Origin of the sequence: Methylobacterium sp. 1030, assembly GCF_040544715.1 — a bacterium.
Lineage (GTDB): Bacteria > Pseudomonadota > Alphaproteobacteria > Rhizobiales > Beijerinckiaceae > Methylobacterium.
In genome coordinates, this window is sequence record NZ_JBEPKM010000004.1 from 1 (window position 1) to 15,505 (window position 15,505).

Here is a 15,505-nt window from a genome sequence, read left to right on the forward strand (position 1 = left end):
CTCCTGCATGAGCGTGGCTGCTGCTTCGACAGCGACCACATCTTGGCACCGAGATGCCGTCAGTCGGAGCGGGAGCCATCCACCCCATCTGCTTTTCCGGCCGACCGTCTCAGAAGCGGCTGTTCCACTTACGGCCAGTTTCCGTCATCGCGCGACGCCCGCCTGAACGTCTCAGACGGATGGCTTCCGGCTGGTCGGCTTTCGAGCGACATGGGTCCGGAGCAGACGTCGTTGTCGTCTCCTCTCTCGCTGTTCGCGCGCGGGCCACCCTGCAAGGTGTCCCCCGACGAACGCGTCGCGCGCCCGAGGATGACGCGTCCAGACCGGCGGGACGGCCTACTTCAGGAGGCCGTTCGCCAAGCACCGGAAGGCCTCGGTGGCCCTGCCGAGGACGGCCGGTGGATCGTCGGACGCGGCGACCCAGAGCGCGGCGTTGAGCGCCGCGCCGTTGATCAGGCGCGCCGCGGCCTCGGCATCGACAGGCTTGACCGTCCCGGCCTCCACGAGGGCCTGGATCGTCTCGGTCGTCGTGCGCAGGCAGGCGGTCTGGCCCGGCCATCGCGACGGATCGCCCAGCACTGCCGGTCCGTCGAGGAGCACGATGCGCTGGATCTCCGGCTCGAGGGCCAACTCGATGTAGGCGACGCCCTCGTCGAGGAAGCCGAGCCAGGGCGTTGGCGCCCTCTCGCGCGCGACCCGCGCCTTAGCGACCATCTCGGCGTCGAGCTGCGCGATGACGGCCTGAAGCAGGCCCTTCTTGTCGCCGAAGTTGTGATAGAGCGCGCCGCGCGTCAGGCCGGCCGCTTCCGTCAGCTCATCCATCGACGCCGCTGCGTAGCCCTTCTCGGCAAAGGCTGCACGCGCCGCGCGGATCAGCCTCGCGCGGGTTTCCTCCATCTTCAGCGCGCGCCGTCCCGATGCCACAGGATGCCTCGATCCTTCACATAGGCCCGCATGTGTTGACATACGCCGCGTATGCCATGATGGTCCGCATACGCGGCGTATGTGAATGGCGCCGCGAGGTCGATGGAAGCCGTCGGCACCCTTCGCAGAGGACACGCGATATGTCGAAGCGCGATGCAGTCTTTCCGCCCGGACGGCAAGCCCTCTACGACAAGCACCGCTACTCGGCCGCGATCCGGTCCGGCGACCTGCTTTTCGTCTCCGGCCAAGTCGGCAGCCGCGAGGATGGCTCGCCTGAACCGGATTTCGGTGCGCAGGTTCGCCGTGCCTTCGACAGGCTGAACTCCGTTCTCGCGGCGGCCGGCTGCAGTTTCGACGACGTGGTGGACGTGACAACCTTCCACACCGACCCTGAAACGCAGTTCGACACAGTGATGGCGGTACGCGACGTAATGATCGGCGAACCGCCCTATCCGAACTGGACTGCCGTCGGCGTGACCTGGCTCGCGGGCTTCGACTTCGAGATCAAGGTCATCGCCCGTCTTCCGACCCCGGTCTGAGTCGGTGTTCGGCTCGGACGATGCCGGGAAGAATCGCCAAGCCGCTTGTTCCTCCACGGTCCCGATACCGGCATCATCGTCGATGAGACAGATTTAGACTATCGCTCCTGACCCTGTACGAACTTTGAACTTGGATCACCGCGTGGGGCCCATCACCCGGCGAGGAGCCCCGCCGATTGGACCACCACAACCGCGAGCATGCAGACCGCCGCCGCGGCCGCCGCGTACGACACAATTTTCGTGAATCCCTTCATGGATCTCCTCCTGACAAATCGGATCTTCGGTCGTCGACAGAGATCGCGGCGCGCGACCGCGCTCCGGGAAGGCAAGACGGCCCGGATCGCCGCGTCACACACCGTATCGGGGTGTCACGTCGTCAACGCTCCTCGGTGGCGAGCGTAAACAACGACAGGAAGATTCGGTTCACCTCGGATGCGCGCGTCCTGTCCTTGAGCGACAACTTGCCGCCCGCGACGCGGCACGTTCTGGAACTTCGCAGGCGATAGGTGAGCGGGACGCGCGGCCCGCGCAGGGGCGCACGGGGCGTCCATGACCGGCCCGGTGCCGACGCCCGTCGCGCGAGCGGCCCGAAGGCGCCCTCCCCTCCCGGTCCCGCTCCGTAGCGCTCCGATGTGTCGGGCGGTCACCGACCGCGTCGTCGCGGGCCGCGACCGGATGCCCGACCGTCTCCGGACCACGGGACCTTGCCGGTCAGCGACGCCACCATCCGACGCGTCGCCGCACCACCATCCTGATCCTGCGGTGCGCGGCTCGCATCTGAGTCGTCCCTGCCGATCGGTCCACGCCGCCTCACGGGCGCGCGGGTTACGGTCCGCCGCTGGAAGCGCGTCGGCGAGGTCCCGAGCAGGCCGGGTCGCCACCCTTTGTGCGGCTGATCGGCCGCCTCGCGTCTCTGTCCAGTGGCGTCCGAGCGCGCCCGAGACGCGTCGCCGGTCAGTGGCCACCCAACGCGCTGGTGCCGGGCCTGCCGACGCGACCGCTTACAAAAATCAGCGCCCCCGGGTCCGCTCCTGAGAAAACTCAGCGCGGCCCCTGCGGTGTCCGACGGCGCGGGACTTACAAAAATCAGCGCAGGTGGACGCGCCTGCCGGGGTTTGGAAGGTCGCCAAGCGCCCTCACCCGTCATCGACGGCGTGCGCCACGCTGACTTTTGCCAGCGGACGGTCGGCGAGCGCTGATTTTTCGCACTCGCGCCGACGCGACCGGCGCCAACGGCGGTCGCAGCCGTGCCGGGACGCCGTCGCGGCTCGACCGCTGGGCGGCCGTGGGTCGCCGACGCTGAGTTTTGTAAAGAATCCCGGTCGGCGCGCTGAGATTTGGAAACCCGATGATTGCGCCCGGTCGGCGACTCGCGACTGATAGCCTCCAAATTGCCCTGTGGTCGGCACGAGGAGAGCGAGACCGGCATGAACGCGGCAGAGACCCGCCAGTTGAGCCTGTGGGAGCAGAGCCTGCGGCGCCCCGAGGCCGGAGCCGACCGGCCGACGACCAGGCTCGGCCCCGCGCTCGACGGCCGCATGGATGTGTCGTTCCTCCACAAGGGCTTCTGCATCGCCGGCCTGCCGCTGCGCCGGCCCAAGAACACGATGGAGCCGTGGAACCGGCGCGACGGTCGCTTCTCGCTGACCGTCGAGCCGGCCCGGTTCGTCCTGCCCAACGGGCGCCAGATCGAGGTGGGCGTCCCGTTCGGACCCAAGGCGCGCCTCCTCTCCATGTGGCTGGCCACGGAGGCCCGCGATCCGCGCCGGAGCGCCGGCGACCGCTGGATGGAGATGGGGCGGATCACCGAGTGGTTGAAGGCCGTCGGTTTGCCGGTCACGGGCGGCGAGCGGGGCTCGATCGGGCCGACCAAGGACCAGCTCGTCCGGCTGAGCTTCCCCATCTTCACGATGGTCCTGAACGGCGACGAGGGCGGCCACGTGTTCAAGCGCGAGAGCCTGATCGAGGGGGGCGCGTTCAAGGATGACGACCTCGAGGTCTGGGCCGCCGGGGGACACAGCGCCATGCGCTGGCCGGAAGCGCTGATGCTCAGCCAGAACGCCTACGACCGCTTCACACGGCACTCGATCCCGGTGCCGACCGCCAGGCTGCGCCAGGTCGCCCACAACGCCATGGCGATCGATATCCTCGTGTACCTCTGCTACCGGCTGCCGCTGCTCTCGCGCGGGGAGAGCGAATTGCTGACCTGGCGCGATCTGATGGCGCAGTTCGGATCCTCGGAATTCGCCTCCCGCTTCAAGCAGGCCTTCTCGGAATCGATCAAGCGCACCCTCGACGCGTACCCGGAAGCCAACGTCGCGATGACGGCCGAGGGTCTGGTGCTGCGGCACTCGGACCCGGCGGAGCTGCGGCGCGCCTTCGTCGCCGTCGCGGGGGGGCCGACCCGTCGCGCCCGTGCCGCGCCGCGGGCGCGCAAGGCTGCGCGGGTCCCGGATCAGATGGGCCCCTGCGAGAGCGCGGACCTGCTGACGCCGGCCGGTGCCGCGCGCGCCTGACGGCGGCCCACCCCCACCCCTCTAGACGGAGCAACCCGGCAAAAGAAAAGGCCCCCGAGACGTTCGCCCCGGAAGCCCTCTCTGTCGTCTGGACAACCTCAGAGAATCACTCCCGGACATCGCTGTCAACCACGCGACGCGGCCATCGCCTCGGCGGGCGCTGCTCTCTTGCCTCATCGCGGGCGAGGACAATGCTTCCCGGACACGAACCCACGACGCCCTTCGGGCGGCGACCGCTCTCGCTCGGCATGATGGCCGCGCAGGCGGCGGCCAAGGCCTGCCCCGACGACGCGGTCGGGCACAAATGGCGCATCTTCCGCGACGTGACCGAGGCGAAGGATCACCTCGCCGTCTCGGACCGCGCCCTCGCGGTGCTGAGCGCGCTGCTCACGTTCCATCCCGAGACGGCGCTGTCGCCCGGCTCGCCGCTCGTGGTCTTCCCGTCGAACCGCGAATTGTCGCTGCGGTCGCACGGGCCGTCCCCGGCGACGCTGCGGCGCGCGCTGGCCCAGCTCGTCGCGGCCGGCCTGGTGATCCGGCGGGACAGCCCGAACGGCAAGCGCTACGCGCGCCGCGACGGTGCCGGCGCGATCGCGCGCCTTCGGGTTCGACCTGACGCCGCTCGTGGCGCGCGCGGGGGAATTCGCCGTTCTTGCCCGGGCGGTGCGGGCGGCCGCGCGCCGGCGCCTGCTCCTGCGCGAGGAGATCGCCCTGCACCGCCGCGACCTGTCGAAGATCCTCGCCCTGGCCGCCGAATCCGGATGGTCCGGGCCCTGGGCGGCGCTCGCGGACCGGTTCGCGGCCTGCGGCGGCATGCCGGGTCGGACCGCCGGCGAGCCCCACCTGCACGCCGCCGCCGAACCGCTGCGCGCGCTGCGCCGGGAGGTGGACAAGTGGCTGCCAAGTTTGGCGAATGCGCCGGAAATGGTCGGCACTGCGTCTCACGGTGAGCGCCACCATCAGAATTCAGATCCAGATCCTGCTGACGATTCTGAACGGTGCCCCCGGCGAGGCCCGGCCGGAGCCGCGCGATCCGACGTCGCTCCCGCGCCCGGCCAGCCGCGTCCCCTCCCCTCGCCGATCCCCTCTTCCCTCCCCTCGCCCCTGCCTCTGCCGATGGTGCTCGAGGCCTGTCCCGACGTCGTGCTCTACGCCCGCGACGGTATCCGGAGCTGGTCCGATCTGGCCGGCGCGGCGGAGGTCGTTCGTCCGGCGCTGGGAATCGGTCCGGACGTCTGGGAGGCGGCCCTGGCCGCGATGGGGCGGGACCACGCGCTGTCGGCGCTGTCGGCGATCCTCCAGCGCGCCGAGTCGATCGGCGCGCCCGGCGCCTATCTCCGCGACCTGACGCGGAAGTCCCGCTCCGGTCGGTTCTCGGCCTGGCCGATGCTCTTCGCCCTGTGGCGCCAGCGCCGTCGAGCGTCAGCCGACGGCCCAAGCGGTCCCGTCCGCGTCGCGGGAGTTGACCGCGGTCAACACGCTCGCCCGCTCGGAAGCGGGGCGGCGCGAGCGTCAACATTCTGTTAAGGTTGACTGTGATCTTGTCACGGTGCGGCGGCGTTTGCGGCCGAGAAAACCGTGACAGGAGTTCGGAACCGTGGCCAGCCCCGCGGCGCTCGCCGCCCTACCCTCTTCGGGGTCAACCTCCATGGCGATGCACGATCTGATCGCCGGCGACGCGCAGGCGCTGTCGGCCAAACTGCAGTCGCACCGGCAGCGGCTGTTCCCGCCCGAGGCGCGCAAGCAGCTGCGGCGATTCTCGTCCGGCGAGGCCGCCAAGCTGATCGGGGTCGACGACGGCTACCTGCGGCGCCTCTCGCTCGACGGCAAGGGGCCCGCCCCCGAGATCGGGCCGTCCGGGCGGCGATCCTACTCGAGCGCCGACATCCAGGCGCTGCGCGGCATGCTGGACGAAGGGGCCAAGACTGGCCGGCGGTACCGGAAGGAGCGGCGGGCCGAGGAGCATCTCCAGATCATCGCGGTGGTGAATTTCAAGGGCGGCTCGGGCAAGACCACCACGGCGGCCCATCTCGCGCAGCACATGGCGCTGCAGGGCTACCGCGTCCTCGCCGTCGACCTCGACCCGCAGGCGAGCCTGTCGGCCCTGCACGGGATCCAGCCCGAATTCGACGTGCGGGACAACGAGACCCTCTACGCCGCGATCCGGTACGACGCGGCGCGCCGTCCCCTGACCGACGTCATCCAGAAGACCTACTTTCCGGGCCTCGACCTCGTGCCGGGCAATCTCGAGCTGATGGAATTCGAGCACGAGACACCGCGCGCCCTCCTCCAGCGGAGCAGCGACGGCGATTCGCTGTTCTTCACGCGCTTCGCCCAGGCCCTGGCGCCGGTCGCCGACCGCTACGACGTGGTCGTGGTCGATTGCCCGCCGCAACTCGGCTACCTGACGCTCTCGGCCCTGTGCGCGGCGACCAGCGTGCTCGTCACCGTGCATCCGCAGATGCTCGACGTGATGTCGATGTGCCAGTTCCTGCTGATGACCTCCGAGATGCTCGGGGTCGTCGCCAAGGCCGGCGGCGACATGAACTACGACTGGATGCGCTACCTCGTCACGCGCTACGAGCCGACCGACGGTCCGCAGACCCAGATGGTCGCGTTCATGCGGACGCTGTTCGGGGAGCGCGTGCTCACCAACGCGATGCTGAAGAGCACGGCGGTCTCGGATGCCGGCATCACCAAGCAGACCCTGTTCGAGGTCAGTCGCGACCAGTTCACGCGCGCGACCTACGACCGCGCGATGGAGAGCCTGGACGCGGTCAACGGCGAGATCGAGGCGCTGATCCGCACGGCATGGGGACGCTGATCCGATGGCCCGCAAGAACCTCCTCGCCGGCCTGCTCGATCCGGCCGACCAGACCGAGTTGACCGCGGTCAACTCGCCCCGCGACGACGCGGCGGCCGCGCGATCGGAGCGGGGCCCGGCCCCGGCCGTTCCCAGCTTCACCGGCCGCGGCGCAGTCGGCGCGATGAGCCGGTCCCTGGAGCGCCTGACCTCCGAAGTCGTCTCGGCGCGCGCCGCGGAGGACCAGCTCAGGTCCGGCAGCGTCGCGGTCGATCTCGATCCGGGCCTCGTCGACCCGTCGCCGGCCCCCGACCGGCTGCCGGTGATCGACGGCCCCGGCGAGGACGCCTTCGTCGCCGTCATCCGGGCGCAGGGGCAGCAGACCCCGATCCTGGTGCGGCCCCATCCCACCGTCAGCGGGCGCTATCAGGTCGCGTTCGGCCACCGGCGGCTGCGGGCCGCGGCCGCGCTGGGGCGGCCGGTCCGCGCGCTGGTGCGGACGCTCACGGATGCCGAACTCGTCGTCGCCCAGGGTCAGGAGAACAACGCGCGGGCCGATCTCAGCTTCATCGAGCGGGCCGCCTTCGCCCTGACGCTGGAGCGGCTCGGGCACGGGCGCGACGTGATCATGGCCGCCCTGCTCGTCGACAAGACCGAGCTGTCGCGCCTGATCGCGGCGCGGCGCGCCCTGCCCGATTCTGTGATCGCCGCCATCGGTCCCGCCCCGAAGGCGGGACGCCGCCGGTGGATGAGCCTCGCGGATCGCCTCGCCAGCCCGGAGATGCGGGCGCGGGTCGATGAGATCGTCGCCGCGGACGCCTTCGCGACCCTGTCCTCCGACCAGCGGTTCGTGCGCGTGTACGCGGCCGTGGCGCCGGTCCCAGCCCCGGCGCCACCGGTGGTCCGCGCGGGGCCGGAGGCGGGGCTGGCGGAGGACGGGCGCCGCTTGGCGCGCATCGAGCGGACCCCGACGACCGTGGGCCTGATCATCGACGAGACGCTCCATCCCGCCTTCGGCGACTTCCTCGTCGCGCGCCTCCCGGAGCTGTTCGCGGCCTACGAGCGCGAGCAGGCGCGCGGCCCGGAGCGATCCGGGCTCTGAGGTCGCGCCGCCCGGGCCTCGCGCCGCCGGGGCGGACCGGTCGCGAGGCCGCCGGTCCCCGAGATCCGCCGCGCGCGATCCGCCCGCACGGGGGAGGGGGCTCCGGCGCGCTGCGTGAGGCCCCGGCTACCTGCAGGCCTCGGCCCGCTTGTCGATCAGGCCGCGCAGCCCGGAGAGGCTGATCTCCTCCGTGATGGCCTCGTGCCATCGGTCCAGCAGGCGGATGCTGAAGCGTCGACCGGCCAGAATATCTTTCAATACGTCCCCATTCAGCGTGATCACTCCGGCGTCCTGCATCTGCGTTGTGGGAAACATCGCGTTTGAAACAGGTCCCTCGTCGATCCGATACTGATAATTGAAGATGGAATTCTTTGGCAGGCCGGTGATCTCGATGCGGTCGCCGACGATCTGGATGCGCGACCGCGCCTTCGGCGCCAGAACGCAGGCGACGTCGCCGCTCGACGGGGCCGCCGATTTCCTGAGCACCCAATCGCCCTCGCCGGCGACCGTCTGTCCGGCCTCCTGAGCGTGGCCCAGGCCCGCGACAAGGCAGAGCGCGACGGCGCAGATCGTGACCCTCATGAACGACATCCCCGCTTCACCCGCCGGTCCGGCCCTGGGACCAACATCGTTCGCGCGGCGGCGCCGTCGATCTAAGACACATTCGCCCGGTCACCGGCAGGCGCGCGCCGGCGGATCCGCGATCGGGTCAGCCCCGCCTCTGCGACTCCTCCGGGGCCCTCGGCGGCCCTACGGCGTCACGCCGGCCGACCGGAGCCGCGCCGCGAGTCGCGGATACACGCGCAGCGCGTTCCCGGCGTAGATCTTGGCCCGGTCCGCGTCCGGGATCGCCGCGGCCTCGACGTAGCGCTTGGTGTCGTCGTAGGCGTGGCCGGTCTCGGGATCGACCCCGTTCACCGCGCCGACCATCTCTGAGGCGAACAGCACGTTCTCGCGCGGGACGACCTTGAGCAGCAGGTCGATGCCGGGCTGATGGTAGACGCAGGTGTCGAAGAAGACGTTGCGCATCAGCTCGGACAGCGGCGGCCGCTTCATGTCCTGGGCCAGCCCCCGGTAGCGTCCCCAGTGATAGGGCACGGCACCCCCGCCGTGCGGGATGATCAGGCGCAGCGTCGGAAAGTCCTTGAACAGGTCCGAGGTCACGAACTGCATGAAGGCGGTGGTGTCGCCGTTGATGTAGTGCGCCCCGGTCGCGTGGAAGTTGGGATTGGCCGAGGCGCTGACATGCACCATGCCGGGCACGTCGAGCTCGACCATCTTCTCCCAGAGCGGGTACCAGAACCGGTCGGAGAGCGGCGGATCGGTCCAGTAGCCCCCGGACGGGTCCGGGTTGACGTTGCAGCCGACGAAGCCGAGCTCCTTGACGCAGCGCTCGAGCTCGGCCGTGCAGTTCTTGGGCGAGACACCCGGCGATTGCGGCAGCTGGCAGACGCCGACGAAGTTCTGCGGCATCAGGCTCGTCACACGGTGGATCATGTCGTTCGACACGATCGACCAGTCGAGGCTGGTGCGGGCCGTGCCGATATGGTGGCCCATCCCGCCGGCCCGCGGCGAGAACAGCGCCAGGGAGATGCCGCGCTCGGACTGGAGCTTGAGCTGCCGCCCGCTCACGCTGGCGCGCACCGCGTCGTCGCTGACTTGCAGGTCCGACGGCTTGGGGGACTGGCCCGGGTCGTTGAGCGCGCCGATCTGGCGCTTGCGCCAGTCCAGCATGGCGGCCGGCTCGGTGGTGTAGTGCCCGTGGCAGTCGATCACCAGACCCGTGTAGCGCGACGGCTCGGCCCGCGCGGCGCCGGCCGTCAGCGCCGCCGCCCCCAGCCCCGCGAGGCGGCCCAGGAAGCCGCGCCGGGGCAGGCAGCACGCGCAGCCCGCGCCGGTGATCGGCGTGGCCGGATCTGCCGCCGCGATCATCGCGCGCCGCCCTCCGGCAGGGCGGCGCGCTTGCGCAGCACCATGTCGCCCCGGAACAGGAACTTCTGCGCCCGCTTCCCGGTGTCGACCTCGGTGGTGAAGACGTTGCCCTTGGAGTCGATCGCGAGGTTGTGGACCCAGTGGAAGTCGCCGGCCATCCGGCCGTTGCGGCCGAAGCGGCCGAGGACCTCGCCGGTGTCGCGGCTCAGGGTGCGGACCTCGTTGTTGGCCCCGTCGGCGTTGAGCAGGTAGGTCTGGCGCTCGTCCGGCCACAGGGCGAGTTCCCAGACCGAGCCGTTGGCCCGGGTGTTCTTCTCGACGAACATCTCCTTGACGAAGGTGCCGTCCTTCCGGAACACCTGGATCCGGTCGTTGGTCCGGTCACACACGTAGACGAGGCCGTCGCGGGCGATCTGCACGCAGTGCACCGGGTTGGCGAATTGCTGGGACGGGGCCGCCGCCGGATCGTAGGGGCCGAGCTTGTCGTCGGTCGGCGGCTTGCCGTAGGCGCCCCACATCCGCTTGAACGCGCCGGTCTCCGCGTCGAACACGATGACGCGGTGGTTGTAGTAGCCATCGGCCACGTAGAGCTCGTTCGTCTCCGGGTCGACCATCATGCCGGCCGGCTTGCCGAGGCGGCTCGTGTCCCGGCTGTCGGTCTGCGGCCCCTGCTTGCCGATCTGCAGCACGAACTTGCCGTCCGGGGTGAACTTCAGGATCTGGCCGTCGGTGTCGCCGTTGCCGGCGAGCCAGACGAAGCCCTTGTGGTCGATGTGGATGCCGTGCTCGTTCTGGGGCCACTGATAGCCCTCGCCCGGGCCGCCCCAGGACTTCACCAGGCGCCCGGCCTGGTCGAAGACGAGGACCGGCGGCGCCGGCTTGCAGCAGCGGGTGCGAGGCGGATCGAGGCTCGCGGCCTTCTCGTCGTCGGTGAGGGTGCGCGGCCGCTGGATCACCCAGACATTGTCCTGCGCGTCGACCGCGACGCCCGCCGCCTGACCCATGATCCAGTCGTTCGGCAGGCGCTGCGGCCAGGCCGGATCGACCTCGAAGCGCAGCGGCTCCTCGGCGAAGGCCGGAACGGCGAATGTCAGCACTGTCAGCGAGGCCGCAGCCGTCAGCCGACGCAGCACGCGTCGCAGCATCTCGGTTTCCTCTCCCGATTTTTACTCAATTCGTGCCGCCATGAGAGGCTGAAAGGCCGCCCTCGTCCAGCATCGCGCAGCATATCTGGGTAACATCCCGGGATGCTTGCGCCCGGATGTGCCCGTCCGCGCGCGGTCCCGGCCGCCGCCGGGTCGAGTCGAGGCGCGCGCCGAGATGCGCCCTGGGCGGCCCGAGGCTGTATCCTTCCCGCGCCGACGGCGAACAGGGACGGTACGTCCCGCATCGACGAGTCCGGATGGAGGCGCCCCCATGATGACGCGCAGAACGCTGACCCGCACCCTTGCCGCCGGCGCGGCCGCCGCGCTGCTGCCCGGACCGGCCACCGCCCAGGACCTCCCGCGGGCGCGCAACGTCGTGCTGGTCCACGGGCTGTTCGCCGACGGGTCGTGCTGGTCGGAGGTGATCCCGCACCTGCAGGCGGCCGGCCTCTCCGTCAACTCCGTGCAGAACCCGCTGACCACCCTCGCGGAAGCGGTGGCCTCGGCGCAGCGCGTGCTGGCCCGCCAGGAGGGACCGACCGTCCTCGTCGGCCACTCGTTCTCCGGCATGATCGTGACCGAAGCCGGGATCGACCCGAAGGTCTCGGCGCTGGTCTACGTGGCGGCGCGGGCGCCGGACGCGAACGAGGATTACGCGGCGCTGGCGAAGGCCTACCCGACCCCGCCCGCCTCGGCCGGCATCGTGTTCGACGGCGACGAGGGGCGCCTGAGCGAGGCGGCGTTCCTGCGGGATTTCGCGGGCGACCTGCCGGTGGAGAAGGCGCGGGTGCTGTTCGCGGTCCAGCAGCCGTTCCGCAAGGCCCTGCTGACGGGACGGACCACCCAGGCCGCCTGGCGCTCGAAGCCGAGCTTCTACGCGGTGTCGACCGAGGATCGGACCATCGACCCGGACCTCGAACGGTTCATGGCCAAGCGCATGAACGCGCGGACCGTCGAGCTCCGGGCGAGCCACCTGTCCCTGATCTCGCGCGCTCCGGATATCGCGGATCTCATCCTCGAGGCGGCCGGCCAGCCCCGCCGTCGTCGCTGACCGGACGCGGCTCGCTTGCGGGCGCTCGTCCCTCCCCACGGTTCCCGGTCCGGGGTTCCCGTGCCGGGCCGGACGGCGGGGAGGGGGCTGGGCTGCGTGCGGCGAAGGTCCCGGGATGTCCGGACGCGGTCCCTCGGCCCTACCTATCGGTCATCGGGCCGAAACGGATCTGGAGCGCGCGCATGCAGGACATCCCGTTGGGGGCGAAGGGGAGCTTCGCCATGCTGGTCGGGCCGTCACATCTGGCCAGCCAGTTCAAGGACAACATCCTGCCGCCGGTCTTCGCCACGCCGATGATGGTCCTGATCATGGAGAACGCGGCGCTGAACGCCGTCCGCCAGTACCTCGATCCCGGCGAGAGCGCCGTCGGGACCAAGGTGGACGTGACCCACATGGCGGCGACCCCGGTCGGGCACCGCGTCCGGGCGGAAGCCGAGGTGGTCGGCGTCGCCGGACGCCAGATCCAGTTCCGCGTCGCGGCCTGGGACGAGTCGGAGCAGATCGGGTCCGGGACGCACGAGCGGATGATCGTCGACATCGAGCGGCTCGGCAAACGTCTCGCCGCCAAACAGCCCGCCCCGTCGAAGCGCGCGTAGGGTCCGGGCCGTGGCCCCTGGCACCTGTGGGACCGACGAGCCCGGCTCGGTGCCGACGGGCTTCGACCCTCAATCCGGGCGGCCCGCGCCAGCGGACTCGGTCTGCCGCACCGCGACGGCAGCCCTGATCGCCTCGTAATCGGCCTTCTTCAGGACACGCCGGGTCACGAGATCCTCCGGGGAGCCGTAGGGCCGGAACGCGACGATCCGGCGCCCGATCATGCCGGCCCCGAGGGCGTTCAGCTCCTCGACGGACGCCGTGTTGAGGTCGACGCCCTGGCCTGGAGAAGCTGGCGGCTGGCCGGAGCCCGGCGCGCCCTCGGCCTGCTGCGGCGGCGCCGCCGGCTTCGCCACCCCGCTTGCCGCGGGGGCATCCGGCGACGCTGCCGGCGATGCGGGCGGGGTTGCCGCCAGGGACGACGGGGGGGCGGCTGTCGCGTTCCGCGGTGCCGGGGCGACGCGCTGGGCGGATCCGGCGTTCGGCCCCGGATAGACGGACCGGATGGCCTCGCCCTGCGGGTCGATCCCGGATCGGTCCTGCTTGGACACGGGAATCGGTGTGGACGCTTGCCTGTCGCGGCTCGCGTGAGGGCGGGGCCCGTAGGAGATCCAGAGGCCCGCCAGGACGACTGCGGCCGCCGCCAGACCGGCGCTGATGGACAGCGTGGATCGGCTCATTCTCACAACCTCCTCTTGGCGGGCGGGGCACTGTCCCACGGCGATGGCACTGTCGAGGCGGGCTAACCCAGCCCGAGCGGCATCGCCATCCGCCGCGTGAGGTTCGCTGATCCGAATCGTGCGGCGCGCTGGCGCAGCTCACGGTCGCGCGGGCCGCGCGGCGAGGCGGCCGGCGTCGTCGCCCGCGCGGGGCCGCACGTCTGATAACGCCGCAGCGCGGGTCCGGCCGTCAGAGCTCGAGCGTCACGGCGTCCCGCGCGCGCGAGACGCAGGGCATCATGCGGCTCCCGCGCTTGGCGAGCGGCAGGACCGCGTCGCGGTGGAGGACCGCGCCGTCGCGATAGCCGCACTCGCAGGCGCCGCAGACGCCGAGCTCGCAGGAGGAGGGCAGGTCGAGCCCCGCGCCGCGCAGCACGTCGAGCAGCGACCGGTCGGCGGGCACGTGGAGCACCTGCCCGGTGGAGGCGATGCGCGCCTCGAACGGCTCCGGTACGAAGCCCTCGTCGCGCAGCGGCTCGAAATGCTCGCTGTGCACCCGCTCGGCGGGCCAGCCCCGCGCGACCAGACCCTCCTGGACCGCGTCCATGAGGCGCCGCGGCCCGCAGGCGTAGGCGTGGGTCCCGGTCTCGGCCGGGCCGAGGGCGTCGGGGTCGAAGCGCCGCCCCTCGGACCCGAACCAGCACCGGAGGCGCGGCCCGCAGACCGTCCGCACCGCCGCCAGCAGCGGCGCGCGCTCGGGGGAGGGGGCGCAGAGATGGAACGCGTAGTCCGCCCCCGACGCGGAGAGCGCGCGCGCCATGGCGAGCAGGGGCGTCACCCCGATCCCGCCGGCCACGAGCAGGTGGCGGCGCGCGCCGGGGTCGAGGGGGAAGTTGTTGCGGGGCGCCGAGACGTGGGCGAACGCCCCCGGCGCGAGCGTCTCGTGCGCCCAGGCCGAGCCGCCCCGGCCGGCCGCCTCCCGCTTGATCGCGATCTCGTAGCGGCTCCGGTCGGCCGGGTCGCCGCACAGCGAGTACTGTCGCACCCGCCCGTCCGGCAGGCGCAGGTCGACGTGGGCGCCGGCCGTCCAGGCGGGGAGTTCCGGGCGCGCGGGATGGACCAGACCGAGGTGCAGCACCTCCGGCGTCGTCGCGACCGCGTCGGCGACGCGCAGCTTCATGATCAGGCGGGCCGTCATCGCGCGCAGCTCCGTCAGTCCAGCAGCGCGATCGCGTCGCCGGGCCGGATCACGCCGCCGCTCTCGATCCCGCAGTTCAGGCCCGAGCGGTTGTAGAGCGGCAGGTAGACCGGCATTCCGAGCAGCTCCTCGAGATAGCGGCAGGGGAAGTTGAGGCGCCCGCCCCGCAGGATCACCGCGCCGACCCGGAAGCGCCGGCCGACCAAGTGGTTGAGCGGCACGCCGCGCACCGTGAGGTTGCGCCGATGGTCCCCCGGCAGGAGGCGCAGCGGCCCCTCCTGCAGCGGCGGGTCGTTGCGGTTGAGGGCGTCGAGGGCCTCCTGCTCGATCAGCGTGACCTCGCGCACGTCGGGCTTGGGCGAGTAGGTGCCGGTGCCGAGGAAGTAGCGGTCGCCCTCGATCCCGCGGCCGGCCACGCACACGGCCTCGGACACCTCCTCCATCTCGTAGCTCGCCGCGGGGGCGATGTGGATGTGGGTCAGGCTGCCGACCCAGCCGGCGGCGCCGCCCGGAACCCGGACGGCGGCCGATCCGGCCGCGTGCGCGAAGGCCTCGACCATGCGGGGTGCGGTCTCGCCGGTCATCGTGCTGGTCGCCTCGGTTGTCATGCGGCCTCCGTGGCGAGCGCGATCGCCTCGATCTCGACCCGGGCGTCGCGCGGCAGGCGCGCGACCTCGACCGTGGAGCGGGCCGGGGCCTCGCCCGGGAAGTGCTCGGCGTAGACCGCGTTCATCGCGGCGAACTCCGCCATGTCCTTGAGGAACACGGTCGTCTTCACGACGCTCGCGAGGCTGGCGCCGCCCGCCTCGAGCACGGCGGCGAGGTTGGCGAGGGACCGCCGGGTCTGCGCCTCGATCCCGTCCGGGAACGCGCCGGTGGCGGGATCGATCGGCAGCTGTCCGGAGGCGAAGACCAGCCCGCCGGCCCGGATCCCCTGTGCGTAGGGCCCGACCGCCGGAGCGGCCTTCTCGGTGCGTATGGTGTGCTTCGTCATGCGGTCGATCTCGCGTCGGTCTGTTTCAGATAGTGGACGATAATCCAC

At 71.3% G+C, this 15,505-nt stretch carries 14 protein-coding genes and 1 pseudogene; 7 read left to right on the top strand and 8 right to left on the bottom strand.

The window, feature by feature from the left end; all coding sequences use genetic code 11:
• Positions 1-336: 336 nt before the first annotated feature.
• Positions 337-924 carry a TetR/AcrR family transcriptional regulator gene (locus tag ABIC30_RS06365; protein WP_020096194.1) on the bottom strand — a complete coding sequence of 196 codons (588 nt, stop codon included), beginning with the start codon at positions 922-924 and terminating at the stop codon, positions 337-339.
• Positions 925-1,064: 140 nt separating this feature from the next.
• Between ABIC30_RS06365 and ABIC30_RS06370 the strand changes: the two genes are divergently transcribed.
• The 5 genes and pseudogenes from ABIC30_RS06370 (at position 1,065) to repB (ending at position 7,884) form a co-directional block, all read left to right on the top strand.
• Positions 1,065-1,463, top strand: coding sequence for a RidA family protein (locus ABIC30_RS06370; RefSeq protein WP_020096193.1), 399 nt, complete (start codon positions 1,065-1,067; stop codon positions 1,461-1,463).
• A gap of 1,427 nt (positions 1,464-2,890) precedes the next feature.
• Positions 2,891-3,979, top strand: coding sequence for a replication protein RepA (locus tag ABIC30_RS06375; protein ID WP_020096191.1), 1,089 nt, complete (start codon positions 2,891-2,893; stop codon positions 3,977-3,979).
• 251 nt (positions 3,980-4,230) lie between these two features.
• Positions 4,231-5,506: pseudogene (repC, locus tag ABIC30_RS06380) on the top strand (plasmid replication protein RepC).
• A 121-nt stretch (positions 5,507-5,627) separates the two neighbouring features.
• Entirely contained in the window at positions 5,628-6,803 is a 1,176-nt protein-coding gene (gene repA, locus ABIC30_RS06385) for a plasmid partitioning protein RepA (protein WP_020096188.1), read from the top strand.
• Between the two features lie 4 nt (positions 6,804-6,807).
• Positions 6,808-7,884, top strand: coding sequence for a plasmid partitioning protein RepB (repB, locus tag ABIC30_RS06390; RefSeq protein ID WP_234083242.1), 1,077 nt, complete (start codon positions 6,808-6,810; stop codon positions 7,882-7,884).
• A 126-nt stretch (positions 7,885-8,010) separates the two neighbouring features.
• On the opposite strand, the gene ABIC30_RS06395 is transcribed toward repB, so the two are convergent.
• The 3 genes from ABIC30_RS06395 to ABIC30_RS06405 form a co-directional block, all read right to left on the bottom strand.
• Positions 8,011-8,466, bottom strand: a complete 456-nt coding sequence (locus ABIC30_RS06395; RefSeq protein WP_132368204.1) for a hypothetical protein — start codon at positions 8,464-8,466, stop codon at positions 8,011-8,013.
• 168 nt (positions 8,467-8,634) lie between these two features.
• On the bottom strand, positions 8,635-9,663 hold the full coding sequence (locus tag ABIC30_RS06400) for an amidohydrolase family protein (RefSeq protein WP_056524304.1): 1,029 nt from the start codon (positions 9,661-9,663) through the stop codon (positions 8,635-8,637).
• A 149-nt stretch (positions 9,664-9,812) separates the two neighbouring features.
• Positions 9,813-10,961 carry an NHL repeat-containing protein gene (locus tag ABIC30_RS06405; RefSeq protein ID WP_234083245.1) on the bottom strand — a complete coding sequence of 383 codons (1,149 nt, stop codon included), beginning with the start codon at positions 10,959-10,961 and terminating at the stop codon, positions 9,813-9,815.
• Between the two features lie 271 nt (positions 10,962-11,232).
• Here ABIC30_RS06405 and ABIC30_RS06410 point away from each other — a divergent pair, with 271 nt between their 5' ends.
• The gene (locus ABIC30_RS06410) at positions 11,233-12,012 is read left to right on the top strand and encodes an alpha/beta fold hydrolase (RefSeq protein WP_234083248.1); all 780 of its coding nucleotides are present in this window, start codon (positions 11,233-11,235) and stop codon (positions 12,010-12,012) included.
• Between the two features lie 182 nt (positions 12,013-12,194).
• Complete coding sequence (locus ABIC30_RS06415) at positions 12,195-12,608, top strand: thioesterase family protein (protein WP_020096182.1); 414 nt, start codon at positions 12,195-12,197, stop codon at positions 12,606-12,608.
• Positions 12,609-12,677: 69 nt separating this feature from the next.
• Here the strand turns inward: ABIC30_RS06415 and ABIC30_RS06420 are convergent, their stop codons facing one another.
• The 4 genes from ABIC30_RS06420 to ABIC30_RS06435 form a co-directional block, all read right to left on the bottom strand.
• Positions 12,678-12,962, bottom strand: coding sequence for a helix-hairpin-helix domain-containing protein (locus ABIC30_RS06420; protein WP_234083251.1), 285 nt, complete (start codon positions 12,960-12,962; stop codon positions 12,678-12,680).
• A 553-nt stretch (positions 12,963-13,515) separates the two neighbouring features.
• Complete coding sequence (locus ABIC30_RS06425) at positions 13,516-14,463, bottom strand: PDR/VanB family oxidoreductase (RefSeq protein WP_234083254.1); 948 nt, start codon at positions 14,461-14,463, stop codon at positions 13,516-13,518.
• 14 nt (positions 14,464-14,477) lie between these two features.
• Complete coding sequence (locus tag ABIC30_RS06430) at positions 14,478-15,047, bottom strand: MOSC domain-containing protein (protein WP_026605417.1); 570 nt, start codon at positions 15,045-15,047, stop codon at positions 14,478-14,480.
• 20 nt (positions 15,048-15,067) lie between these two features.
• Positions 15,068-15,457 carry a Rid family detoxifying hydrolase gene (locus tag ABIC30_RS06435; protein ID WP_042670561.1) on the bottom strand — a complete coding sequence of 130 codons (390 nt, stop codon included), beginning with the start codon at positions 15,455-15,457 and terminating at the stop codon, positions 15,068-15,070.
• Positions 15,458-15,505: the final 48 nt, after the last annotated feature.

Excerpts from the sequence above, each read along its gene's own strand:
- ABIC30_RS06415 (WP_020096182.1), top strand. The coding sequence starts at position 12,195 with ATGCAGGACATCCCGTTGGGGGCGAAGGGGAGCTTCGCCATGCTGGTC.
- ABIC30_RS06375 (WP_020096191.1), top strand. The coding sequence starts at position 2,891 with ATGAACGCGGCAGAGACCCGCCAGTTGAGCCTGTGGGAGCAGAGCCTG.
- repB (WP_234083242.1), top strand. The coding sequence starts at position 6,808 with ATGGCCCGCAAGAACCTCCTCGCCGGCCTGCTCGATCCGGCCGACCAG.
- ABIC30_RS06370 (WP_020096193.1), top strand. The coding sequence starts at position 1,065 with ATGTCGAAGCGCGATGCAGTCTTTCCGCCCGGACGGCAAGCCCTCTAC.
- ABIC30_RS06430 (WP_026605417.1), bottom strand. The coding sequence starts at position 15,047 with ATGACCGGCGAGACCGCACCCCGCATGGTCGAGGCCTTCGCGCACGCG.
- ABIC30_RS06425 (WP_234083254.1), bottom strand. The coding sequence starts at position 14,463 with ATGACGGCCCGCCTGATCATGAAGCTGCGCGTCGCCGACGCGGTCGCG.
- ABIC30_RS06395 (WP_132368204.1), bottom strand. The coding sequence starts at position 8,466 with ATGAGGGTCACGATCTGCGCCGTCGCGCTCTGCCTTGTCGCGGGCCTG.
- ABIC30_RS06410 (WP_234083248.1), top strand. The coding sequence starts at position 11,233 with ATGATGACGCGCAGAACGCTGACCCGCACCCTTGCCGCCGGCGCGGCC.
- ABIC30_RS06435 (WP_042670561.1), bottom strand. The coding sequence starts at position 15,457 with ATGACGAAGCACACCATACGCACCGAGAAGGCCGCTCCGGCGGTCGGG.
- repA (WP_020096188.1), top strand. The coding sequence starts at position 5,628 with ATGGCGATGCACGATCTGATCGCCGGCGACGCGCAGGCGCTGTCGGCC.
- ABIC30_RS06405 (WP_234083245.1), bottom strand. The coding sequence starts at position 10,961 with ATGCTGCGACGCGTGCTGCGTCGGCTGACGGCTGCGGCCTCGCTGACA.